Here is a 23,594-nt window from a genome sequence, read left to right as displayed (position 1 = left end):
CGTATATACGCATGAAATCGTCTTTTTCTTTTATCAATTTATCCAATCATTTTCTAAAGGTGTCGGTTATAAATCCTCGCTAAGAAGGCAAAAGTAAAGATGTAGCCAAAACATTAATGTTCTGGTGTGGGTAAGGAGCGAGGAGAGTGAAAAATGAATGCCCGAAAAGATGAGAAAAGCCATTGGTGTGATTCTCCTTGTTTCTTTAATAAGTACAGGGTTTATGAGCATAGTGAAGGAATATATCAGCATTCCAACAACTGTCGCAGTATTTGAACACGAGAAGCATTCGATTGATACATCCATTGAAGCGTCAGCCAATGCTTCTTCACCAGCCTTTAGTCTTTCAGAGAAAAAGAATCAACTTGAAGTAACGGGACAAAAGGCGGGAAAAGCCGAAATTGTTTATGATTTTAAAGGATTTCCTATTAAGAAAACAAAAGTCGATGTTCTTCCCGAATTAAAAGTCATTCCTGGAGGACAATCCATTGGCGTCAAACTCCATTCTGTCGGAGTACTCGTTGTCGGTTTTCATCAAATCACAACAGCAGACGGCAAAAAATCACCAGGTGAAGCTGCAGGCATTCAATCAGGGGATATGATCATTGAGATCAATGGTCATAAAATGGAGAAGATGAATGACCTCACCCCATTTATTCAGAAAGCAGGAAAAACGGGGGAAACCCTTCATTTACTCATAAAAAGAGACCATAAAACCTTTCAAACGACATTAACACCCGCGAAAGATGCAAGTGAAGGTACTTATCGAATCGGCCTTTATATTCGTGATTCCGCAGCAGGAATCGGGACGATGACCTTCTTTGAACCATCTTCTAAAAAATATGGCGCCCTTGGGCATGTGATTTCTGACATGGATACAAAAAAACCAATCGTGGTTGACAATGGTGAAATTGTCAGATCAACTGTCACATCCATTGAAAAAGGGACAGGAGGCAACCCTGGAGAAAAATTGGCCAGGTTTTCTTCCGAAAGAAAAACGATAGGTGATATTTCGCGTAACAGTCCATTCGGTATATTTGGTACGTTAACCGAAAAACTTGAAAATCATGTAGCAGACAAACCACTTCCAGTCGCATTATCAAATGAAGTAAAAGAAGGTCCAGCCGAAATATTAACGGTTGTGGACCATGATAAAGTAGAGAAATTTGATATTAAAATCGTCAGCACAACACCGCAAAAATTCCCGGCAACAAAAGGAATGGTGCTTAAAGTAACAGATGAACGCTTATTAAGCAAAACGGGCGGAATCGTTCAAGGAATGAGCGGAAGTCCGATCATCCAAAATGGCAAAGTCATTGGAGCGGTCACTCATGTGTTCGTCAATGACCCGACAAGCGGATACGGCGTACACATTGAATGGATGCTGTCAGAAGCAGGAATTGATCTTTATCAAAAAAACAAAAAAGCAAGCTGATGAAAACTGCCGCGAATCTTCCGGCAGTTTTTTTCTACCCTTTCTTTCTCTTCCATCATGTTATAAAATAAGGAAAAAGAGATTTTTCGACAAAATAAAAAACAGTGTGTTGTCAAATTGCAATAATCGTCGATTCATTAAGAAAAACGTAGAAAAAGCTAGATAATGCTCTATTATTCGGAAAATTAAACTTTTTTAAAGGGGATAGCATGGTTTTGTCGAATTGAACACTCAGAAGAGAAATGCAAAAGACTAAGGAATCGACATTGGGGAGGAAAGAACGTGGAGAAAATTAAAGTGTGTGTAGCTGATGACAATCGAGAACTTGTTGGCCTTTTGACAGAGTATATTGAGGGACAGGAAGATATGGAAGTACTTGGCGTGGCGTATAATGGTCAGGAATGTCTGACATTATTTAAAGATAAAGAGCCCGACGTTCTCCTCTTAGATATTATCATGCCTCATTTAGACGGTCTTGCTGTACTGGAACGCCTCCGTGAAAACAATGAAATGACCAAACAGCCAAGTGTCATTATGCTGACGGCTTTCGGACAAGAAGACGTAACGAAAAAAGCAGTCGATTTGGGCGCATCCTATTTCATTTTGAAACCATTCGATATGGAAAACCTCGTAGGTCATATTCGTCAAGTCAGTGGAAACGGCACACAAGTCAGCCATCGATCTTCATCTATCCAAAACAGTGTCCTTCGCAGCAAACCTGAACCGAAACGTAAGAACTTAGATGCGAGCATTACGACGATTATTCATGAGATTGGCGTGCCAGCTCATATTAAAGGCTATTTATACTTAAGAGAAGCCATTTCGATGGTGTACAATGATATTGAACTACTCGGCAGTATTACAAAAGTATTGTACCCAGACATTGCAAAGAAATTTAACACGACAGCCAGCAGGGTAGAACGAGCGATTCGTCATGCTATTGAAGTGGCTTGGAGCAGAGGGAATATTGACTCCATTTCGTCACTCTTTGGTTACACAGTCAGCATGTCAAAAGCCAAACCGACCAATTCCGAATTTATTGCCATGGTGGCTGATCGTCTGCGTTTAGAGCATAGAGCAAGCTAAGTCACCTTCCATAAAAAAACGTTTCTTCAATGAGGCGTTTTTTTATTTTTGTAAAATATTGCTAAAAAATGGTTATGTTGATAAAATCATCTTTAATGTTTAAATTGGACAAACGGGTCGCTTTATTTTCAGAATAAAATGAAAAATAAAGCATGAAAAAAATGAATAGGACATAAAATAGTGGTAATCAGCTACGCTAATCAATTGGCTTATAGAAGAAGAAAACGCTCATTCGTAAGAAAAAGGATGAGAGGAAAAGGTCTTATGTAATTAGTAAATAAAGTAAATGAGATCGAAAGTTCTATTTCTATTGACCTGATTGGTTGGCGTTTTAAAGTCACTGGCTTCTTAGAGATTGTGCCATTTGAACTGAATATTCCCATTGTCGAATTTAATAATTTTCACATTCTTTTACTATGCTATAATAATGAAAAGAAGAGGGTGAGGTTATGGGAAAGCTGAAAATCCACTCTGCTGAGGTTGCGAACGAAATTAGCAAGTGGACGAGGGTCATTTCTCAGAATGACCTAGAAAAATCTGCTGTCTATAAAGAGAAAATTCAGAATTTGCTAAAAAATACAGATGAGGATCGAGAAGTTCTTCTTTATTATCAGCTAGTCGACGGCAGACATGAAATGTTACTTGGAAATATTGAAAAAGCCAATCAGATTATGAAAAGTGTCGGAACGCTGGATGAAAAAGCAGATGACATTATTAATTTTTATTTTTACTTTTATAAAGGCCAATATGCTGCCTATGTCAAAAAATATGATGAGGCGATTAGTTTTTATAAGATTGCTGAGCAGCGTCTAAAACGTGTGAATGAAGATCTTGAAGTAGGAACTTTTCATCATAAAGTCGCTTCCATTTATTACGAACTGAAGCAAAATTTCATTTCCATTAATCATATTAAAAAAGCCATTGATACGTTTAAAGCGCATGAGGAATATACCGCACAGGCGATTGACAGCTTAATTTTACATGCGAGCAACTGTATAGATTTACTACAGTTTGATGAAGCTGAGGAAAAGTACCAAGAGGCACTTGAGAAAAGTAAGCGCATTAACAATGAAGTGCTGATTGGGAAATGCTATCACAATTTAGCGGTTCTTTATTACGCAAAACCTGATTATGAAAAAAGTGCGCAATACGCCAAAAAAGGGATGAGCATTCAAATTCATCGCGACAATAGCCATTATTTCATCCAATCTTTATATGTTCTCGCAAATGCCTTAGTTCATTTAGGAGATCATGAGGCGAAAGAATATATTAAAGAGGGGATTCAATATAGTTGTGATATCCAAAATAATGAATATATAGTAAAATTTGAAATTTTGGATTTGATGTGCGAAAATAGTGGAGCAGCAGACGTATTCTCTGAAAAATTAGACTACATAGAAAAAAATAGATTATATGTGGAGCTTGAGGATTTGTCTGAACAAATATCGAAATACTTCAAGGAACGAAATGATTATCAAAATGCCATTCGTTTTCTTGAAAAGAAATTCGATGCACAAATACTTCAAAAGAAAGTGGAGGTTATCTTATGAAAAAGTTGTTGTTAGGTGTAACAATCGTTACAGCAGTCGCAGTTGTTTCTTCCCTTTTTGCTCTTGACGCAGAGACGACAGAGCAAGCCATCAGAGCGATTACGTGATTGAATTTACCTGTCAACCTCTTCTCTCTTATTAGAAGAGGTTTTTTTATGTGCTCAAACTGGCAAAACGAAAAAAGACACGTCATAATATAGGTAATCATTATATTTAGAGGTGGCATATGACGAAAATTTTTGCACATAGAGGCTTTAAAGGAAACTATCCAGAGAACACCATGATTGCCTTTGAGCACGCACTCCATTCTGGAGCGGATGGGATTGAGCTTGATGTTCAGCTCACCAAAGATGGCAGACTAGCTGTCATTCACGATGAAAAGCTGAACCGAACGACCAATATGAAAGGGTTAGTGAAAGACTATACATATGAAGAGTTAAAAAGAGGAGATGCCAGTCATTCTTTCTATGAAGAAACGGGTGCGGTCTCCATTCCTCTTTTAGAAGAAGTATTAGAGCTAGTGACGCAGAGACCATCCTTTATGATCAACATCGAATTAAAAAACTCTATTTATCGATATCCAGGGATTGAAGAAAAAGTAAAAGAGCAAATTGAGCACTTTCAAATAGAGGATCGAGTACTTGTCTCATCATTTCATCACGGCAGCTTAGCTCTTTTTCACAAGCTGATGCCGCACATTGAACTGGCGGTCCTCACGATGGATGTGATTCATCAGCCAGACATGTATTTAAAAACAATCCCGGCTAAGGGCTACCATCCGAATATAAAGGGCGCTGGGGTGACAAAAGAAGTAGTAGCCGCTCTCCATGCGGACCAACAAGTGATTAGACCGTTTACTGTAAACAGTGAGAAGCAAATAAAAAATATGTTGACATTGGGTGTTGATGGAATCTTTACTGATTTTCCTGATCGAGCCGTCAAAATAAGAGAAGAAATGAAATAAAGACCCGCTATCAACAGCGGGTCTTTTTCATGATTACCTTTGCTTAAAACGAGTTGTTACTTTATTTCGTTTACGGTCCCTATATAAAATAAATCCTGCAACAACATAAAGACCTCCTCCTAAAAATAACAACCCTGCAATTCCTTGCAGCCATAAATATGGAAATGGTGCAATGATGATGCCGAAAACAGTGTCACGCAGCAGCTTAATGCCAAGTGCTGCAAAGGCTCCAGGTATTAAAATAATCACTAATGCCAGTATTCTCCCCATCAAATGTCCCCTTAAACGTCATTTACTTCCATTGTCTAATTCAAAAAATATTTTGTCAAGAAAGGAAAACGTGGTAATATAGGTGTTGTGCAATTTTTTGCAACGGAAAAATATGGTGTGCAAAATTTTTCATATAAAGGGGTAACGGGATGCAGAGAGTCTTGATTGTCGGTGCAGGACAAGGTGGATCAGCACTGCTTGAAACATTGCTGAAAACAAATACGGTTCAAATCATTGCGATCGCCGACCTTGATCTCGAGGCACCGGGGATGGATGAAGCGAAAAAGAATGGAATTGAGACGACGACGGATTGGAAAGAATACATAAAAGATGACATTGATATCATCATTGAAACCACAGGCAGTTCTGCTGTACTGAAAGAATTAATTGAACAAAAACCAGAGCATGCTGTGATTGTGCCAAGCTCGATGGCATACGTCATTTCAGAATTAATGGCAGAAAAACAACAGCTTATTCAAATATTGAAGGAACAAACCTATAAACATGACCGCATTTTTAATGCAACGAATGATGGCATGATTTTTATTAATATGGATGAAGAAGTGGTCCTGTTTAATCGATCGGCTGCCAAAATGGTGGGGTGTTCGCAAAAGGATGCGATTGGCCGTCACATTCGAGAAGTGATTCCGAACACAAAACTTCCCGATATATTAAGGTCAAGGGAGCCGGAATTTAACCAAAAGCAATTTTTGAATCAGCAAATTCAAATTGTGACCACTCGTCTGCCGATTATTGATGACGCGGGGAGAATGTTAGGTGCTTTATCGATCTTTAAAGACATAACAGATGCGGTGGAGCTTGCGGAGGAAGTAACGAACCTCAAAGAAGTAAGAACGATGCTTGAGGCTATTATTCAATCATCAGATGAAGCCATATCGGTTGTCGATGAGCAGGGGAAAGGTATTTTGATCAACCGTGCTTATACGAAAATGACCGGTTTAACGGATAAAGAGGTCGTGGGTAAACCAGCAGGAGCTGATATTTCCGAAGGGGAAAGCATGCACTTAAAGGTGCTTGAAACAAGAAGACCTGTTCGAGGCGTCAGAATGAAGGTTGGTCCAAATAAAAAAGATGTCATCGTCAATGTAGCACCTGTTATTGTTGACGGTATTTTAAAAGGCAGTGTCGGGGTCATTCACGATGTATCCGAAATTCAATCATTGACGAATGAATTAAATAAAGCAAGACAGCTCATCCGAACACTTGAAGCAAAGTACACATTTGAAGACATTATTGGAGAAAGTGAACAAATGCTTGTCGCACTTGAGCAGGCAAAGCTGGGTGCAAAAACGCCAGCAACCATTTTACTCCGCGGAGAATCAGGTACTGGGAAAGAGCTGTTTGCGCATGCCATTCACAATGAAAGTGATCGCAAGTACAACCGCTTTGTCCGTGTCAACTGTGCTGCCTTATCAGAAACTCTTTTAGAGTCAGAACTGTTTGGCTATGAGGAAGGAGCGTTTTCTGGTGCAAGGCGTGGCGGGAAAAAAGGGCTGTTTGAAGAAGCCAATCACGGCAGTATCTTTTTAGATGAAATCGGTGAAATGACGCCAAGTACACAAGCGAAATTGCTGCGTGTCATGCAGGAAAAAGAAATTGTTCGGGTAGGCGGAACGAAAGCGATACCGGTTGATGTGCGTGTGATCACAGCGACAAATGTCAATATTGAAAAGGCGATGGCAGAAGGAAAGTTCAGAGAGGATTTATATTATCGAATGAACAGATACCCGATATCGATCCCACCGCTCAGACAGCGTCTCGAAGATATTGAATCATTAAGTAAACGCCTCATCCAGAAGATCAATTTAGACTATGGGCGAAACGTCAGCGGCTTAACAGATCGTGCACTTAATAGACTTCGATCATACAGCTGGCCAGGCAACGTGAGAGAGCTTGAAAATGTGCTTGGACGAGCGATGATCTTTTTGAATCCGCAAGAAGAATGGATCGATGAAGCGCATATCGCCTTCATGGAGTCAGACGAGCATGAGGAAAAAGAGCAGCAGGAACTGGCTGTTAGTCAATTTGAGGGGGAGACGCTCTCAGATGCTGTAGAAGCATTTGAAGCGCAGCTGATCAAACAAACCCTTGAAAAACATCAATTCAATCGCACAAAAACAGCGAAAACGTTAGGGATCAGCATTCGAAATCTTTACTATAAAATGGATAAGTATCAGCTTGCAAAAGATAGCATGCAGTAACATGCACGTAAACTGCAAAAAATTGCATGATTTCTTTGCGAAAAGGCTAATTTTTCACACATTTCAAGCTGGCACGGAACTTGCATATAAAAAGAGGAACCGAGCACAAGGAAAGGTGGGCAAGTATGAAGCTTGACGATCTGATTATCAAAGCCTCGCAGCTGCAGAATAAAACAGCGGCTGTGGCTCATGCAGAAGACGAAGAAGTGCTTCATGCCATCAAAATGGCAATCGAACGAAAAGTCGCTCGCTTCCTGCTGGTTGGAAACAAACGCAACCTAAAGGAGCTAGTCAAACAGCATGAGATTAATGAAGACTGGATAGATATTATTCATTCAGATTCACCCGAAGAATCTGCCAAAATTGCCGTTCAGGCAGTAAGTGAAAATCATGCAGATATTCTCATGAAGGGTCATGTCCCGACAGCCGTACTGTTAAAAGCTGTACTAAATAAAGAATATGGACTTCGGACAGCGAGTGTCCTTTCACATGTTGCTGCCTTCGAAGTACCGGGCTTTGACCGTTTTATCTATGTGACGGACTCTGCGATGAACATTGCGCCTGATTTAAATATGCTGAAAGAAATTACGGTGAATTCCGTTCAAGTCGCACAAGCTGTCGGAAATGATATGCCCAAAGTGGCGGTATTATCAGCGGTAGAAGTCGTAAACCCAGCGATGGATTCGACGCTCACAGCTGCAAGCCTTGCGCAAATGAATCGAAGAGGTCAAATTTCTGGCTGTCTGATTGATGGGCCGCTTGCTTTAGATAATGCCATTTCTCAAACGGCAGCTTCTCATAAAAATATTACGAGTGATGTGGCTGGTCATGCAGATATTTTGCTTGTGCCAACCATTGAAGCAGGCAACATTCTTTATAAATCTCTCATCTACTTTGCTCATGCAAAAGTGGGAGCTGTGGTGGCAGGAGCGAAAGCACCGATTGCTTTAACAAGCCGGTCTGATTCAGCTGAAAGCAAGCTCTATTCAATTGCACTTGCCATCTGTACATCTAATTAAGCGAAAGTATTAGGAGGAATAGAAAATGGAACTTTTTAAATATATGGAACGATACGATTATGAACAGCTTGTATTTTGTCAGGATGAACAGTCTGGTTTAAAAGCCATCATTGCCATTCATGATACAACACTTGGGCCGGCACTCGGCGGAACAAGAATGTGGACATATGAAAATGAAGAAGCAGCTATCGAAGATGCCTTGCGTCTTGCAAGAGGTATGACCTATAAAAATGCGGCGGCAGGGCTTAACCTTGGCGGCGGTAAAACGGTCATCATTGGTGATCCGAGAAAAGACAAGAATGAAGAAATGTTCCGTGCTTTTGGCCGTTACATTCAAGGATTAAATGGCCGTTATATCACCGCTGAAGATGTCGGTACAACGGTAGAAGATATGGATCTTATCCATGAAGAAACAGACTTTGTCACAGGCATCTCTCCTGCATTTGGTTCTTCAGGAAATCCATCTCCAGTGACTGCTTACGGTGTATATAAAGGGATGAAAGCAGCTGCAAAAGCAGCATTCGGTACAGATTCATTAGAAGGAAAAACAATTGCCGTTCAAGGTGTTGGAAACGTGGCTTACAACCTATGTAAACACCTGCATGAAGAAGGCGCACAGCTTATCGTCACTGATATCAACAAAGACTCAGTTCAGCGAGCTGTAGAAGACTTCGGTGCAAAAGCGGTAGACCCTGATGATATTTATGATCAAGAATGTGATATTTACGCACCATGTGCACTCGGTGCAACCATTAACGATGTGACAATTCCTAAATTAAAGGCAAAAGTCATCGCAGGTGCAGCGAATAACCAGCTGAGAGAAACACATCATGGAGATCTTATTCATGAAATGGGCATTGTGTATGCACCGGATTATGTCATCAATGCAGGCGGTGTGATTAACGTTGCAGATGAGCTTTATGGCTATAATGCAGATCGTGCAATGAAAAAAGTAGAAGGCATTTACCAAAACATTGAGCGAGTGATTGAAATCTCTAACCGTGATGCCATTCCAACTTATAAAGCGGCAGACCGATTGGCTGAAGAGCGAATTGAAAGAATGCGCAAATCAAGAAGCCAATTCCTGCAAAATGGTCAACATATTTTAAGTCGTCGCTAAATGGATGAATGAGTTGAAACGGAGGTTTTGTTTTTGCTGACAAAAGAATGGCGTATTCTCACTATTAATCCTGGCTCTACTTCAACAAAAATCGGTGTGTTTCATAATGAACGATCTATTTTTGAAACGACATTAAGACATACAGATGAGGAAATCAAGCAGTTTCCTCATATCATTGATCAATTTTCATTCCGCAAAGAAACCATTTTGAAAACACTGCATGAACAGGGGATGAACATCTCAAAGTTTGATGCAGTTTGCGCACGCGGTGGTCTTCTTCGTCCGATTGAAGGTGGCACATATGAAGTAAATGAGCAAATGGTTGAAGATCTAAAAGAAGGGTATGCTGGCCAGCACGCCTCTAATCTAGGCGGAATTATTGCCCGAGAAATTGCACTTGGCCTTAACATCCCAGCTTTTATTGTTGATCCCGTAGTCGTAGATGAACTGCAGCCGATTGCTCGTATTTCAGGACTGCCAACAATTGAGCGGAAAAGCATTTTTCATGCGTTAAATCAAAAAGCAGTCGCAAGAAAAACGGCTGCTTCGTTTGGAAAGCGTTACGAAGATTTAAACATGATCATTACCCATATGGGCGGTGGAATTACGATTGGTGTACATCAAAAAGGAAAAGTCATTGATGTGAATAACGGTCTTCATGGCGAGGGTCCTTTCAGCCCAGAGCGGGCAGGTACTCTTCCAACAGGTGACCTTGTTAATTTATGCTTTTCTGGTGAATATTCGCAAGAGGAAATGCTCAAACGTATTATTGGCGAAGGCGGTCTTGCGGGCTATCTTGGTACGACAGATGCAGTAAAAGTAGAGCGCATGATTGAAGCAGGCGATGAGCGTGCGGCGCTTATTTATGAAGCGATGTGCTATCAAATTGCCAAAGAAATCGGTGCGGCTAGTGCGGTTTTAAAAGGAGCTGTTGACGTCATTGTGTTAACAGGTGGCCTTGCGTACAGCAAACAAATTACGTCAAGCATTAGAGGATACATTGACTGGATTTCAGATGTTGTTGTGTACCCAGGTGAAAATGAATTGCAATCCTTAGCAGAAGGGGCGCTTCGCATTTTAAAAGAAGAAGAATCACCAAAAGAATACCCAAATGATCAAAAGGCGGAGAAAGGAGTGACAAGTCATGGCAACTGAATATGACCTCGTCATTCTTGGTGGAGGCACAGGCGGCTATGTAGCGGCCATTCGTGCCTCTCAACTTGGATTGAAAACAGCAGTCGTAGAAAAATCAAAGCTCGGTGGAACATGTCTTCATAAAGGCTGTATCCCATCTAAAGCGCTTCTTAGAAGTGCAGAAGTCTATCAAACGGTCAAACGTGCCGCTGATTTTGGCGTTGAAGCAAGCGGAATTGCCTTACAATTTGCCAACGTACAAAAAAGAAAAACAGAGATTGTCGACAAATTAGCAGGCGGCGTCAAACACTTAATGAAACAAGGGAAAATTGATGTATACGAAGGAATAGGCCGTATCCTAGGCCCTTCGATCTTTTCGCCAATGCCAGGCACCATCTCGGTAGAAATGGCGAATGGCGATGAAAATGAAATGCTGATTCCAAAGCAGGTCATCATTGCGACTGGGTCAAGACCGCGCGTCCTGCCTGGGCTTGAAGCGGATGGAACACACATCCTTACATCAGACGAAGCACTTGAACTGCAAGAACTTCCTCAGTCCATGCTGATTGTCGGCGGAGGCGTGATTGGGATCGAATGGGCTTCCATGCTTAACGATTTTGGCGTAAAAGTCACAGTGATCGAATTTGCAGATCGCATTTTGCCAACAGAGGATCAAGATATTTCTAAAGAAATGGAAAAGCTTTTAACGAAAAAGGGCATCACCTTAGTGACAAATGCGAAGGTTCTGCCAGATACTGCCGAAAAGCACGAGAATCTCGTCAAGATCCAAGTCGAACAAGGTGGAGACACTCAGTCGTTTGAAGCAGAGAAACTGCTTCTTTCAGTTGGCCGAGTGCCAAACGTGGAAGGCATAGGACTTGAAAACACAGACATCCAGACAGAAAAGCAAGGCATTGTCGTGAATGAGCATTATCAAACGAAAGAGTCGCATATTTACGCAATAGGTGATGTCATTGGCGGTCTTCAGCTGGCACATGTCGCATCACATGAAGGCATGATTGCAGTGGAACATATGGCTGGTCAAGATCCAAAGCCACTTGATGAAACGCTCGTGTCTAAATGTGTTTACTCTCACCCAGAAACCGCTAGTGTTGGACTGACTGAACAGGCGGCAAAAGAGCAAGGCTACGAAGTCAAGATTGGGAAGTTTCCCTTCATGGCCATCGGAAAAGCGCTTGTATTTGGAGAGTCTGATGGATTTGTCAAAATCATTGCTGACCAAAAGACAGATGATATCTTAGGGATTCATATGATTGGTCCTCATGTAACAGATATGATATCTGAAGCTGGATTAGCCAAAGTACTAGATGCAACTCCGTGGGAAGTGGGACAGACGATCCACCCGCACCCAACCTTGTCAGAAGCAATTGGCGAGGCAGCACTGGCTGTTGACGGAAAGGCGATCCATTTTTAATCAAGGAGGGAAACATGATGAGTAACATGCGTCATCAGGAATTAGGATTATCAGATGAACAAGCGATTGACATATATAGAACCATGCTTTTAGCAAGAAAAATTGATGAACGGATGTGGCTTTTAAACCGTTCTGGAAAAATTCCATTCGTCATCTCTTGTCAAGGACAGGAAGCGCAGCAAGTCGGTGCCGCTTTTGCCCTCAATAGGGAAGAGGATTACGTTTTACCTTATTACCGTGATATGGGGGTTGTCCTTGCATTCGGGATGACGGCGAAAGATTTAATGATGTCTGGTTTTGCGAAAAAAGACGATCCAAGCTCAGGCGGGAGACAGATGCCAGGTCATTTTGGGCAAAGGTCAAACCGAATTGTGACTGGATCATCACCTGTGACAACACAGGTTCCTCATGCGGTTGGAATCGCACTTGCCGGGCGTCTAGAGCAAAAGAATTTTGTTAGCTTTGTCACGTTCGGTGAAGGCTCTTCAAACCAAGGAGACTTCCACGAAGGCGCCAACTTTGCTGCGGTGCATAAGCTGCCAGTTATTTTCATGTGTGAAAACAATAAGTATGCGATTTCTGTCCCGTATGACAAACAAGTGGCATGTGAGCGTATTTCAGATCGTGCAATAGGGTACGGAATGCCTGGTGTGACGGTTGATGGAAATGATCCGCTTGAAGTGTATGCAGCGGTCAAAGAAGCGAGAGACCGTGCGGCAAGAGGCGAAGGCCCAACATTGATCGAAACCATTTCTTACCGGTTAACTGCGCATTCAAGTGATGACGATGATTCTAGCTATCGAGAAAAAGAAGAAGTGCTCGAAGCAAGAAAGAAAGATCCGCTCATTCAATATGAAACGTACTTAATCGAAGGAAATGTCATGACTTCTGAAATGAAAGAAGAGATGACAAAAGAAATCATGCAAATCGTAAACGAAGCCACTGATGAAGCGGAAAACGCAGCTTATGCCGATGCAGAAAGCGCACTTCGTTACGTGTATGCGGAGTAAGGGGGAAGAAAAATGCCTGTTATGTCATATATAGACGCTATCACATTAGCGATGAAAGAAGAAATGGAGCGAGATCCGAAAGTGTTTGTGCTCGGAGAGGATGTCGGGAAAAAAGGCGGCGTATTTAAAGCAACAGCGGGTCTTTACGAGCAATTTGGAGAAGCGCGCGTCATGGATACACCTCTTGCCGAATCAGCGATTGCAGGTGTAGGTATTGGGGCTGCTATGTATGGAATGCGTCCGATCGCGGAGATGCAATTTGCGGATTTTATTATGCCAGCCATCAACCAAATCATTTCAGAGGCTGCAAAAATTAGATATCGTTCCAATAATGATTGGAGCTGCCCAATGGTCATTCGTGCTCCTTACGGGGGCGGCGTACACGGGGCGCTTTATCATTCACAATCGGTCGAAGCCATTTTTGCCAATCAGCCAGGCTTAAAGATTGTGATGCCTTCTACACCTTATGATGTCAAAGGGTTGTTAAAAGCCGCAGTGCGTGATCCAGATCCTGTATTGTTCTTTGAACACAAACGTGCATACCGTCTCATTAAAGGAGAAGTGCCTGAAGAGGATTATACGCTCCCTATTGGAAAAGCGGATGTGAAACGAGAAGGCGATGACATTACGGTCATTACATATGGCCTTTGTGTTCATTTTGCCCTCCAAGCAGCAGAGCGCCTTGCGAAGGACGGAATTTCTGCTCATATTCTCGATTTACGTACGGTGTACCCGCTTGATCAAGAAGCGATTATTGAAGCGGCATCAAAAACAGGGAAAGTACTCTTGTTAACAGAAGATACAAAAGAAGGAAGCATCATGAGTGAAGTAGCTGCCATCATTTCAGAGCACTGCTTGTTTGATTTAGATGCGCCAATTAAACGTCTAGCAGGACCTGATATCCCTGCAATGCCTTATGCACCGACAATGGAGAAATTCTTCATGGTTAATCCGGATAAGGTAGAAGCTGAAATGAGAGAACTAGCGGCGTTTTAAGAAAGAGGAGGGTTTCAAAGTGGCAACTGAACAAATGAAAATGCCTCAGCTTGGTGAAAGTGTAACAGAAGGAACCATTAGCAAATGGCTCGTTTCACCTGGCGATCATGTGAATAAATACGATCCGATTGCGGAAGTCATGACAGATAAAGTAAATGCAGAGGTTCCATCATCCTTTACAGGAACAATCACTAAACTAGCGGCTGCAGAGGGTGATACACTTCAAGTAGGAGAAGTGTTTTGTGAAATTGAAGTAGAAGGCAGTGCGCAGCAGAGTGCGAAAGCAGAAGAGGCGCCTGCGCAAGATGAAGCACCAGAACCTGACCAAACAAATGTGGATCAGAGTCAAAAGAAACGATACTCTCCGGCAGTCCTGCGTTTAGCAGATGAACACGGAATTGATTTAACGGCTGTTCGAGGAACGGGAGCTGGCGGCAGAATCACAAGAAAAGATTTGCTGAAGCTTATCGAAAGTGGAGGCGTAAAAGAAGCGGCAGCACCTGTGAGTGAAGGTACGGGTCAAACAGAACCTACGCAACCGTCACAAGCAAAAGCGGCTCCTTCCATCTCTTCAATGCCTGGAGATGTTGAACTGCCGGTCACGCCGATTAGACAGGCGATTGCCGCAAACATGCTAAGAAGCAAGCATGAAATTCCACATGCCTGGACGATGATGGAAGTGGATGTGACAAACCTTGTGACAAGAAGAAATCAGCTAAAAGATCAATTCAAAGCAAAAGAAGGCTTTAATTTGACGTTTTTTGCATTCTTTGTCAAAGCAGTGGCTCAGGCCTTAAAGGAATTCCCTGAAATGAACAGCATGTGGGCTGGTGATAAAATTGTTCAAAAGAAAGCGATCAATGTCTCCATTGCTGTTGCGACAGATGACGCTCTTTTTGTCCCAGTGATTAAAGATGCGGATGAGAAAACGATTAAGGGAATCGCCAAAGAAATTCATGAACTTGCTTTCAAGGTCAGACAAGGCAAACTGAAGCAAAGTGACATGGAAGGCGGCACTTTCACTGTGAACAACACAGGCTCATTTGGTTCGGTTCAATCAATGGGGATTATTAACTATCCGCAAGCAGCCATTTTACAAGTAGAATCTATTGTAAAGCGCCCGATGATTGTAAATGGTATGATTGCCGCAAGAGATATGGTGAATCTTTGTCTTTCATTAGATCATAGAGTACTCGATGGTCTTGTATGCGGTAGATTCCTGCAAAGAATTAAACAAATTCTTGAAGGCATTGACGAAGAGACGTCCGTCTATTAAGCTCATTTATATGTCCCCTTCTCACAATGAGAGGGGGATTTCCATATCAATCAGAAAGGAGCGATGAGATGTCTGGACTAGATTTTTTTGCTTTTCTTACGATCGGTCTGATGTTTATCACAGCCATTGCGTTCGCTTTTCTTCGGTATATTTCCAAATCACGCAATCATCCTGAACGCTTACTACTCATCATATCGATCGTTTCAATCATTCAAATCGCCTATTGCTTGTTGATGATAGGAGGATTTAAAGGAGTCGCCAATAGTTTATTAGGCATTTCCCTTCTGATAGGTACACTGCTAGGGTATGCACTTGAATATTTATACAGACGTTATATCAAAAAAACGCCCGCATCGAAATGATGCAGGCGCTTTTTTATTCTGGTGGAACAATAAAGGTCAAATGCTGTTTTAATACTTCAAGGGAAGAAGGAGCGGTCATGTATACTTCACCATCTGTATCTGCATCCATTTCCTCTTTAGTATGAATATGAATGCGGGATGCTTGTATAAGAGACAGGTCACCTTTAAAATCTTCTAGCTCTTCGCGGTTCATTGAAAAAATCTCTTTTAAAGCAGAGAAACTCGTATTTCTGCAAATTAAAATTTCGGCTTTTCCATCATCAATTGAAGCATTTGGCAGATCTAATTTATTTGTACCGATAAAGTGCCCATTCATGACAAGGACAATCACAGCTTCTTCTTCCCAGTTTTCCTCTTCAGTTTCAATGCGTACGTAGAAAGGTTCTGTCTGCTGAAGGGTTCGAAGAGCGCTCGTGAAGTAGCTGATTTTTCCGAGGACAGCTTTTTCTTTATCATTAATATTGTTTGAGGTATCTGCGATGAGACCAATCCCCCAAAAATTTAAAAGGTATCGATCCTCTGCTTTGATTAAATCGACCTTTTTTTCAGTGCCATCTATCACCATTTGAGCGGCCTTTGGCATCTGCTGAGGGATGCCAAGCGTTCTAGAAAAGTCATTGCACGTCCCGCCAGGTAAGATCGCTACAGTCGGCCTTTTTTCTAAACCGCCAATTCCATTCATACATTCATGGACGGTTCCGTCTCCGCCGAGTATAATCAGCAATTCAACCGACTCATCCATTTCACGGCAGAAATGATAGGCATCATTCGGCTGTTTTGTAGGCTTAAGGATGAGTTCATCAATATGTAAAGAAAGAAGAGGCACTGTTTGACCTAGTGTTTTTTCCATGTTTTTTTGTCCAGCATTTCCGTTATAAATGAGTATCGCTTTTTTGAATTGTGCCATCACGCAGTTCTCCCTTTCATCACTTTACTATCACTTTTCCCCAATTCCACAGGTCATAAACGACGTTTGAAAAAAGTGAAGGGGGCGAAACAAGACATTTGCCCGCCGGCGTTTTCCTTGATATGATGTAGTTAAAATGGTTTGGTACGTAGAAGGAGTGGACGGTTATGAATATTGATTTTAATTTATTTATGAATGATATTGTGAAACAAGCACGAGAAGAGATTAAACAGGCAGGTTATACGGAACTGACAACAGCTGAAGAAGTCGATGAAGCGCTGACGAAAAAAGGAACGACACTTGTCATGGTGAATTCAGTGTGCGGCTGTGCAGGCGGTATTGCTAGACCAGCGGCTGGTTATTCTGTTCATTACGATAAGCGTCCAGATCAATTGCTCACAGTGTTTGCTGGACAGGACAAAGAAGCAACCGCAAGAGCACGTGAATACTTTGAAGGCTTCCCGCCATCTTCACCATCATTTGCTCTATTAAAAGACGGAAAAATCATGAAAATGGTCGAACGTCACGAAATCGAAGGACATGAACCGATGGAAGTGGTGTCAAAACTTCAAGCCGCTTTCGATGAGTATTGCGAAGAAGTGTAACATGTTACTTTTGAATGAATCATTTAGAGGCAGTCCGGTCTTTTGATCGGTCTGTTTTTTTGTTTTATATGACATACGAATCAAAATAATTTTAGCAAAATACTATTGCATATCAAAAAGAAAGTGTTTAAAATACATTATAGTGAATAAATATTCAAATCTACTCATGATTTTAAATACTAGGAGGCATTATCATATGAAAAAGTGGTTATTATTACTTATGACAGCTGGTCTTGCAGCTGCATTAGCAGCATGCGGAACTTCTTCTAATAATTCAAACGCATCAGGAGACGACAAAACACTCATTATGGCGACTTCAGCAGATTATCCACCATTTGAATCAAAAGACGGTGATAAAATTATCGGTTTTGATGTCGACCTTGCTACAGCTCTAGCGAAAAAGAACGGCTATAAGCTAGAAATTCAAGATATGGACTTTGCAAGCCTCGTGTCAGCTCTTAAAACAAATAAAGCTGATATTGTGCTTGCAGGCATGACACCAGATGAAAAGCGAAAAAAACAAGTAGACTTCTCTGACATTTATTACAATGCTAAAAACATGGTTGTGACGAAGAAAAATAGTGGTATTAGTACGGAGAAAGATTTAAAAGATAAAACTGTGGGAGTTCAACTAGGTTCTATTCAACAAGATGAAGCAAATGGAATGCAAAAGAAATATAATTTGAAGGTAGAAGATCGTAATAAAATCGCCGATATCATTCAAGAGATCAAGGCAGGCCGTTTTGATGCAGCTATTATTGAAGATAAAGTAGCAGCAGGATATTTAAAGAAAGAGAAAGACTTTCAAGCTTTTGACCTTAGTGGGTCAACAAATAATGGTTCAGCCATTGCATTCAAGAAAAATAGCGACTTAACAGCGAAATTTAATAAATCATTAAAAGAAATGAAAGATAATGGTGAACTTGATAAATTAATTAAAAAATGGTTTGCTGATGAAAAGTAAGTTAGGAAAAGGATCAGCGTCATTCATGAAAATCAAGTAGAAAAAGCGCTGAAAAGTTCAACTCGTGTTGAACTTTTTTCCTGTTTTGTATGAAGGCAAAAAAAGGAGAATATCATGATGGATTTTAAAGAAGTAATACCTCAGATGCCCTTTATTTTAGAAGGTCTTAAAGTAACGCTTTCTATTGTTGTGGTATCACTGTTCCTTGGTTTTATTTTAGGGATCTTATTAACGCTCTGTAAAATTAGTGTATTTAAGCCGCTTATCTGGCTTGCCGATTTTTATACGTCAATCTTCCGAGGCACACCGCTTGTGCTTCAGCTTTTGATTATTTATTTTGGTCTTCCCCAGCTGCTCGGCTTTCAAATTGATCAATACTGGGCTGCTGTAGCCGCCTTTTCACTAAACTCGGCGGCGTACGTTTCTGAGATCATTCGTGCGGGTATTAATGCCATTGATAAAGGGCAAAAAGAAGCGGCCGTTGCTTTAGGTATTCCGTATGCTAAAATGATGAAGGACTTATTGCTTCCGCAAGCATTCAAAAATATTTCCCCAGCACTAGTGAACGAAACGATTACACTGACAAAAGAATCAGCGATTGTCACAGTCATTGGACTTGGCGATGTCATGAGACGAGCCTATCAAGCAGGTGCCGTCACCTATAACTATCTTGAACCGCTTATTTTTGCGGGTCTCATCTATTATGTCATCGTGCTTATTCTTACCTTCGTCGGCAAATCGGTGGAAAGGAAGTTAAAATCAAATGATTAAAATAGAGAAACTCACAAAATCTTTCGGTAAAAATGAAGTGTTGAAAGGGATTGATACCACGATTAAAGAAGGCGAAGTGGTAGCTGTCATCGGGCCCTCTGGTTCAGGAAAATCAACATTTCTTCGCTGTATTAACTTACTTGAAAAACCGACTTCTGGAGTGATTACGATTCAGGGGACGGAAATTACCAATCCAAAAACAAATGCACTAAAAGTGCGCGAGAATATTGGTATGGTATTTCAGCATTTTCATTTATTCCCGCACAAAACAGTGCTAGAAAATATTACGTATGCGCCAATGAATGTAAAGAACCAATCGAAGGAAGACAGCATCAAGCAGGCAGAGGATCTTTTAAAAAAGGTCGGACTTTTAGAGAAAAAAGATGATTATCCGAACCGGCTGTCAGGTGGCCAAAAGCAGCGTGTCGCCATTGCACGTGCCCTTGCGATGACACCAGACATCATGCTTTTTGACGAGCCGACGTCTGCTCTTGATCCAGAAATGGTAAAGGAAGTATTAGAGGTCATGAAAGAGCTCGCTCAATCTGGGATGACGCTGATGATCGTCACACATGAAATGGGATTTGCAAAAGAAGTAGCAGACCGTGTGATCTTTATGGATGATGGGAAAATTGTAGAGGATGCAAATCCTGTAGAATTCTTTGAATCTCCGTCTTCACAGCGTGCTCAAGATTTCTTGCAAAAAATATTATAATGAAAAAAACGAGGGGGAGACTTAACATCTCCTTCTTTTTTTGATTATAATGGGGAAAGTAAAAAAAGTTCATCATTTCACAAAAGTAGACAGAAAAGAGTGAATCACATCATGTTTAAAATCGGCTACCGAACGCTGAAAACAGCATTAGGAACAGCTCTAGCCATTTATATTGCACAAATGCTTGGTCTGCAAAACTATTCAGCTGCCGGCATTATTACGATCCTTTGTATTCAGGTGACGAAAAAAAGGTCACTCCTCGCATCTGGGGCCCGCTTTGCCGCATGCAGTCTTGCCATCTTATTTTCTTATTTGTTTTTTGATCTAATTGGGTATCACCCTTTCGTCATTGGACTGATGCTGCTCGTCTTTATTCCAACAACGGTCTTACTTCGGATTAAAGAAGGGATTGTCACAAGTTCAGTGATTATCCTTCATTTGTATATGTCTGGAGGCATTACGCTTCAACTCATCTGGAATGAGCTTTTACTTATCACCATTGGTGTAGGGGTCGCACTCATTATGAACCTGTATATGCCTAGCGTTGATAAAAAGCTGAAACAATACAGTGAACAAATTGAGGCGAATTTTGCGAAAATCTTTGAAGAAATCGAGCAATATTTAATGACCGGAAAACAAGACTGGACAGGAAAAGAAATTCCAGAGACGCATCAATTGATTAAAGAAGCGAAAGCTCTTGCATACCGTGATGTTGAAAATCATGTCTTAAGACATGAAAATCTGTATTATCATTATTTCAACATGAGACAAAAGCAATTTGAAATCATTGAGCGGGTGCTTCCGAAAATTACGTCCATATCTGTTACAACGGAGCATGGGCAAATCATTGCAGAATATATTAGAGATTTACGAGAACATATTCACCCAGGGAACACGGCGCATAAGTTCTTAAGACGCCTGATTGATATGAAAGAAGAGTTTGATGCACTGCCGCTTCCGCAAACACGTGAAGAATTTGAGGCTAGAGCCGCACTCTTTCATTTTCTCGGAGAAATGGAACAATATTTGGTGCTGAAAAGTTATTTTAAAGGGATGAAAGAATAAAGACGCATGAGTTCCTCCTTCATTGGTCAATCTAATGAAAAAGGAGGAGCCTATGCGTCTTTTATTTTATACTGTGCTGACCATGTCCCTTTCACCCATCTGGCCGCTCGGGCAAAACCCGCTTCCAGGAGATCCGTATGTCATTATTAATAAACAAACGAACGAGCTTGCGTATATTGATCATGGGAAAATTCAAAAAGTCTACCCGGCTTCTACTGGCAAAACAGCTGATTTAACGCCAGAAGGTGAATTTACGATTATGATCAAAGCGAAAGATCCTTATTACAGAAGAAAAAATATTGAAGGTGGCGCGAAGAATAACCCACTCGGCCGAAGGTGGATTGGATTTGATGCGCGAGGAACCGACGGGAGAACCTATGGCATTCATGGAACAAGTGATGAGACATCGATAGGGAAATTTATCACGGCAGGCTGTGTACGTCTTCATAATCAAGATGTAGAACGGCTATTTGATCAGCTTCCAGTTGGTACAAAGGTATGGATCACGACATCAAGCGATGCATTTGAAAAGCTGGCCAAAGACAAACAGGCCATTCGTTAAATAAACGAATCACCTACTTGTCTGCTTTTTTTCAACACTTTATAAAAAGGCTGCCGCTCCTGCTAAAAGTGAAGAAATCAACAGTAAGCTAATCATGAGCAATACCATAAATTTCATGAATTTCTGAGACATATCGCACCCCTATAATCAAATGTTTTTGCGACGAGCGCACCTTTCTTTATTCTAGCTCGTTTTTACGCAGGCGACAAGTGATGTACAAAGGAAGTGAACGGATGAATCAAATCGATCATATAGCCATTGCCGTTTTTTCTATTCAAAAAACAGCACGTACGTTCTCTAGGCTGTTTAACTGGGAATTTTCAGACATAGAAGTACTTCCGAATCAAGGGGTCAAAGTATCTTTTGCTTCCCTAGGTGATCTGCACATTGAGTTGATTGAACCGATGTCAAATCACAGCACATTACATACCTTTTTAATAAAAAGAGGAGAGGGGCTTCATCATATTGCATTAAAGTCAGGTGACATTCAGGCTGATCTCAGTCAACTTGACGAGCTCGGTGTACAGCTCATTCAAAAGGGCGCACAAAATGGTGCGAACGGAAAGCGCATTGCGTTTATTTCACCAAAAGAAACGTCAGGTGTGCTAATTGAATTGTGTGAGCCTTTGAAAGGAGAGAAACAGGAAGATGCATGAATCGTTCAATGACTTGTCTGAATGGCGCCAGAAAGCTTTAAGGGGCGGCGGTGAAAAACGAGCAGCGGCTCACCGAAACAAAGGAAAGCTGACTGTTCGTCAGCGGCTTCATGAACTTCTTGATGAAGGCAGCTTTATGGAAATCCAGTCATTTGCTAAAGGCTGCCGCTCAGAACATTTAGGGGATGGCGTTGTCACTGGGACGGGACTGATTCATGGGAGACAAGTAGGCGTTTATGCACAAGATGCGACCGTGTACGGGGGTTCGCTAGGGGACATGCATGCGAAAAAAATAGCGGCTTTAATGGATTTGGCTGCTAAAAATCAAATGCCTGTTATCGGTCTAAAAGACTCAGGTGGTGCGAGAATTCAAGAGGGTGTGGTATCATTAGAGGGATACGGTCAGATTTTTAAACGGAATGTGCTGTACTCTGGTCAAATTCCGCAAATATCCGTTATTTTAGGCTCCTGTGCGGGAGGTGCAGTATATTCACCTGCATTGACGGATTTTGTATTCATGACGGAGCAAACAGCTCATATGTTTTTAACTGGTCCGAAAGTGATAGGAAAAGCAACAGGAGAGACGGTCTGTCCTGACCGGCTTGGAGGTGCAGCAGTTCAGCATCAAACAAGCGGGAATGTGCACTATACAGGGAAAGATGAGAGAGACGTGTTAAAAGCAGTTCGAACGCTTTTAACGTACATACCAACGAAACGACGGCCTGTCATTCATCGTAAGGTGCAAAAGCATGATGCGAGCGATCTTGGGAACATCTTGCCAAAGGAGCCATCACGTACTTATGATGTCAAACAAGTGGTGACAGCGATCACCGACCACGGCTCATTTTTTGAAACGCAGCGTTGTTTCTCCAAAAATATCGTCACAGGTTTTGCCAGATTACAAGGGTCTTCCATTGGTCTTGTAGCCAATCAGCCTAAGGTGCTGGCAGGAAGCCTTGACCTCAATGCTGCTGATAAAGCGGCTCGGTTTATTCGATTTTGCGATGCGTTTCATATTCCCATTTTAACCCTTGTGGACGTTCCTGGTTTTTTGCCAGGTGAGAAAGCTGAGCATGCAGGCATTATCCGCCACGGCGCAAAGCTTCTGTATGCGTACGCTGAGGCGACTGTTCCAAAGATCACTGTGATTTTGAGAAAGGCGTTTGGCGGTGCATACGTTGCGATGAATAGTAAGGGCTTAGGTGCTGACTTTGTGTATGCATGGCCAGAGGCAGAAATTGATGTCATGGGAAAATCGTTTGCAGACGAAATTGTTCATCCTGCTTTGCGTGAGGTGGACAATGAACCTAGTGTCATGAAGGCAGCACAATTAGGATTAATCGACGATATTTTAATGCCAGATGAAACGAGAGAGCGGCTCATTCGCTCATTTGACCTGCTTCGCAGTAAGGAAGAAGATAGACCGTTAAAAAAGCATGGAAACATGCCGCTATAAGAGGAGGAACATCA

24 protein-coding genes are annotated in these 23,594 nt (G+C 41.6%); 21 read left to right on the top strand and 3 right to left on the bottom strand.

Annotated features, from left to right (window positions below):
- The first annotated feature begins 157 nt into the window (after nucleotides 1-157).
- From spoIVB to NSQ64_RS12850, 4 genes are all read left to right on the top strand, one after another.
- Nucleotides 158-1,435, top strand: a complete 1,278-nt coding sequence (gene spoIVB, locus NSQ64_RS12865; RefSeq protein WP_025207604.1) for a SpoIVB peptidase — start codon at nucleotides 158-160, stop codon at nucleotides 1,433-1,435.
- 282 nt (nucleotides 1,436-1,717) lie between these two features.
- Entirely contained in the window at nucleotides 1,718-2,521 is an 804-nt protein-coding gene (spo0A, locus tag NSQ64_RS12860; RefSeq protein ID WP_008342226.1) for a sporulation transcription factor Spo0A, read from the top strand.
- Between the two features lie 449 nt (nucleotides 2,522-2,970).
- Nucleotides 2,971-4,071, top strand: a complete 1,101-nt coding sequence (locus NSQ64_RS12855; protein ID WP_019743381.1) for a Rap family tetratricopeptide repeat protein — start codon at nucleotides 2,971-2,973, stop codon at nucleotides 4,069-4,071.
- A 226-nt stretch (nucleotides 4,072-4,297) separates the two neighbouring features.
- Nucleotides 4,298-5,035, top strand: a complete 738-nt coding sequence (locus NSQ64_RS12850; protein WP_125590456.1) for a glycerophosphodiester phosphodiesterase — start codon at nucleotides 4,298-4,300, stop codon at nucleotides 5,033-5,035.
- 33 nt (nucleotides 5,036-5,068) lie between these two features.
- Here NSQ64_RS12850 and NSQ64_RS12845 read toward each other — a convergent pair whose 3' ends face one another.
- A complete protein-coding gene (locus NSQ64_RS12845; RefSeq protein ID WP_017357960.1) occupies nucleotides 5,069-5,305 on the bottom strand; it encodes a DUF2627 domain-containing protein in 237 nt (78 codons plus the stop codon).
- Between the two features lie 149 nt (nucleotides 5,306-5,454).
- On the opposite strand from NSQ64_RS12845, the gene NSQ64_RS12840 reads away from it, so the two are divergent.
- The 9 genes from NSQ64_RS12840 to NSQ64_RS12800 all read left to right on the top strand — a co-directional run bounded on the left by NSQ64_RS12840 (nucleotide 5,455) and on the right by NSQ64_RS12800 (nucleotide 15,879).
- The gene (locus tag NSQ64_RS12840) at nucleotides 5,455-7,527 is read left to right on the top strand and encodes a sigma-54 interaction domain-containing protein (protein ID WP_041506974.1); all 2,073 of its coding nucleotides are present in this window, start codon (nucleotides 5,455-5,457) and stop codon (nucleotides 7,525-7,527) included.
- 125 nt (nucleotides 7,528-7,652) lie between these two features.
- On the top strand, nucleotides 7,653-8,546 hold the full coding sequence (yqiS, locus tag NSQ64_RS12835; RefSeq protein ID WP_008342231.1) for a phosphate butyryltransferase: 894 nt from the start codon (nucleotides 7,653-7,655) through the stop codon (nucleotides 8,544-8,546).
- A gap of 25 nt (nucleotides 8,547-8,571) precedes the next feature.
- The gene (gene bcd, locus NSQ64_RS12830; RefSeq protein ID WP_007501155.1) at nucleotides 8,572-9,666 is read left to right on the top strand and encodes a branched-chain amino acid dehydrogenase; all 1,095 of its coding nucleotides are present in this window, start codon (nucleotides 8,572-8,574) and stop codon (nucleotides 9,664-9,666) included.
- Nucleotides 9,667-9,699: 33 nt separating this feature from the next.
- Nucleotides 9,700-10,821: a butyrate kinase gene (gene buk / locus NSQ64_RS12825; RefSeq protein ID WP_017357958.1), complete on the top strand. Its 1,122-nt coding sequence runs from the start codon at nucleotides 9,700-9,702 to the stop codon at nucleotides 10,819-10,821.
- Entirely contained in the window at nucleotides 10,811-12,235 is a 1,425-nt protein-coding gene (gene lpdA / locus NSQ64_RS12820) for a dihydrolipoyl dehydrogenase (RefSeq protein WP_113767104.1), read from the top strand. The genes buk and lpdA overlap by 11 nt, the downstream gene beginning before the upstream one ends.
- A 17-nt stretch (nucleotides 12,236-12,252) precedes the next feature.
- Nucleotides 12,253-13,245: a thiamine pyrophosphate-dependent dehydrogenase E1 component subunit alpha gene (locus tag NSQ64_RS12815; protein WP_039165916.1), complete on the top strand. Its 993-nt coding sequence runs from the start codon at nucleotides 12,253-12,255 to the stop codon at nucleotides 13,243-13,245.
- A gap of 12 nt (nucleotides 13,246-13,257) precedes the next feature.
- A complete protein-coding gene (locus NSQ64_RS12810; RefSeq protein WP_007501148.1) occupies nucleotides 13,258-14,241 on the top strand; it encodes an alpha-ketoacid dehydrogenase subunit beta in 984 nt (327 codons plus the stop codon).
- Between the two features lie 19 nt (nucleotides 14,242-14,260).
- Entirely contained in the window at nucleotides 14,261-15,517 is a 1,257-nt protein-coding gene (locus tag NSQ64_RS12805) for a dihydrolipoamide acetyltransferase family protein (RefSeq protein ID WP_341016832.1), read from the top strand.
- A 68-nt stretch (nucleotides 15,518-15,585) separates the two neighbouring features.
- On the top strand, nucleotides 15,586-15,879 hold the full coding sequence (locus NSQ64_RS12800) for a YesK family protein (RefSeq protein WP_008342236.1): 294 nt from the start codon (nucleotides 15,586-15,588) through the stop codon (nucleotides 15,877-15,879).
- A 13-nt stretch (nucleotides 15,880-15,892) separates the two neighbouring features.
- Here NSQ64_RS12800 and NSQ64_RS12795 read toward each other — a convergent pair whose 3' ends face one another.
- Nucleotides 15,893-16,786, bottom strand: a complete 894-nt coding sequence (locus NSQ64_RS12795) for a YegS/Rv2252/BmrU family lipid kinase (protein ID WP_024718893.1) — start codon at nucleotides 16,784-16,786, stop codon at nucleotides 15,893-15,895.
- 167 nt (nucleotides 16,787-16,953) lie between these two features.
- On the opposite strand from NSQ64_RS12795, the gene NSQ64_RS12790 reads away from it, so the two are divergent.
- From NSQ64_RS12790 to NSQ64_RS12765, 6 genes are all read left to right on the top strand, one after another.
- The gene (locus NSQ64_RS12790) at nucleotides 16,954-17,391 is read left to right on the top strand and encodes a BrxA/BrxB family bacilliredoxin (RefSeq protein ID WP_024718894.1); all 438 of its coding nucleotides are present in this window, start codon (nucleotides 16,954-16,956) and stop codon (nucleotides 17,389-17,391) included.
- A gap of 196 nt (nucleotides 17,392-17,587) precedes the next feature.
- Nucleotides 17,588-18,355: a transporter substrate-binding domain-containing protein gene (locus NSQ64_RS12785; protein ID WP_171465565.1), complete on the top strand. Its 768-nt coding sequence runs from the start codon at nucleotides 17,588-17,590 to the stop codon at nucleotides 18,353-18,355.
- Nucleotides 18,356-18,472: 117 nt separating this feature from the next.
- Nucleotides 18,473-19,126: an amino acid ABC transporter permease gene (locus tag NSQ64_RS12780; RefSeq protein WP_081105433.1), complete on the top strand. Its 654-nt coding sequence runs from the start codon at nucleotides 18,473-18,475 to the stop codon at nucleotides 19,124-19,126.
- Nucleotides 19,119-19,841 (top strand): amino acid ABC transporter ATP-binding protein, encoded by a 723-nt coding sequence (locus tag NSQ64_RS12775; protein WP_008342240.1) that lies wholly within the window; start codon nucleotides 19,119-19,121, stop codon nucleotides 19,839-19,841. The genes NSQ64_RS12780 and NSQ64_RS12775 overlap by 8 nt, the downstream gene beginning before the upstream one ends.
- Before the next feature lie 111 nt (nucleotides 19,842-19,952).
- Entirely contained in the window at nucleotides 19,953-20,906 is a 954-nt protein-coding gene (locus NSQ64_RS12770) for an aromatic acid exporter family protein (protein ID WP_024718896.1), read from the top strand.
- 52 nt (nucleotides 20,907-20,958) lie between these two features.
- Nucleotides 20,959-21,468 (top strand): L,D-transpeptidase, encoded by a 510-nt coding sequence (locus tag NSQ64_RS12765; RefSeq protein ID WP_008342241.1) that lies wholly within the window; start codon nucleotides 20,959-20,961, stop codon nucleotides 21,466-21,468.
- A gap of 39 nt (nucleotides 21,469-21,507) precedes the next feature.
- Here NSQ64_RS12765 and prli42 read toward each other — a convergent pair whose 3' ends face one another.
- Nucleotides 21,508-21,600 (bottom strand): stressosome-associated protein Prli42, encoded by a 93-nt coding sequence (prli42, locus tag NSQ64_RS12760; RefSeq protein WP_017357951.1) that lies wholly within the window; start codon nucleotides 21,598-21,600, stop codon nucleotides 21,508-21,510.
- 101 nt (nucleotides 21,601-21,701) lie between these two features.
- Between prli42 and mce the strand changes: the two genes are divergently transcribed.
- Nucleotides 21,702-22,124 (top strand): methylmalonyl-CoA epimerase, encoded by a 423-nt coding sequence (gene mce / locus NSQ64_RS12755; protein WP_217967007.1) that lies wholly within the window; start codon nucleotides 21,702-21,704, stop codon nucleotides 22,122-22,124.
- Nucleotides 22,117-23,580, top strand: coding sequence for an acyl-CoA carboxylase subunit beta (locus NSQ64_RS12750; RefSeq protein ID WP_341016820.1), 1,464 nt, complete (start codon nucleotides 22,117-22,119; stop codon nucleotides 23,578-23,580). The genes mce and NSQ64_RS12750 overlap by 8 nt, the downstream gene beginning before the upstream one ends.
- Nucleotides 23,581-23,594: the final 14 nt, after the last annotated feature.

The sequence above is a fragment of the Bacillus sp. FSL W8-0183 genome (assembly GCF_038006825.1).
In the GTDB taxonomy this organism is placed as follows: Bacteria; Bacillota; Bacilli; order Bacillales; family Bacillaceae; genus Bacillus; species Bacillus altitudinis.
The sequence above is the reverse complement of the archived record's forward strand: the minus strand, read 5'-3'. Positions and strand labels throughout refer to the sequence as shown.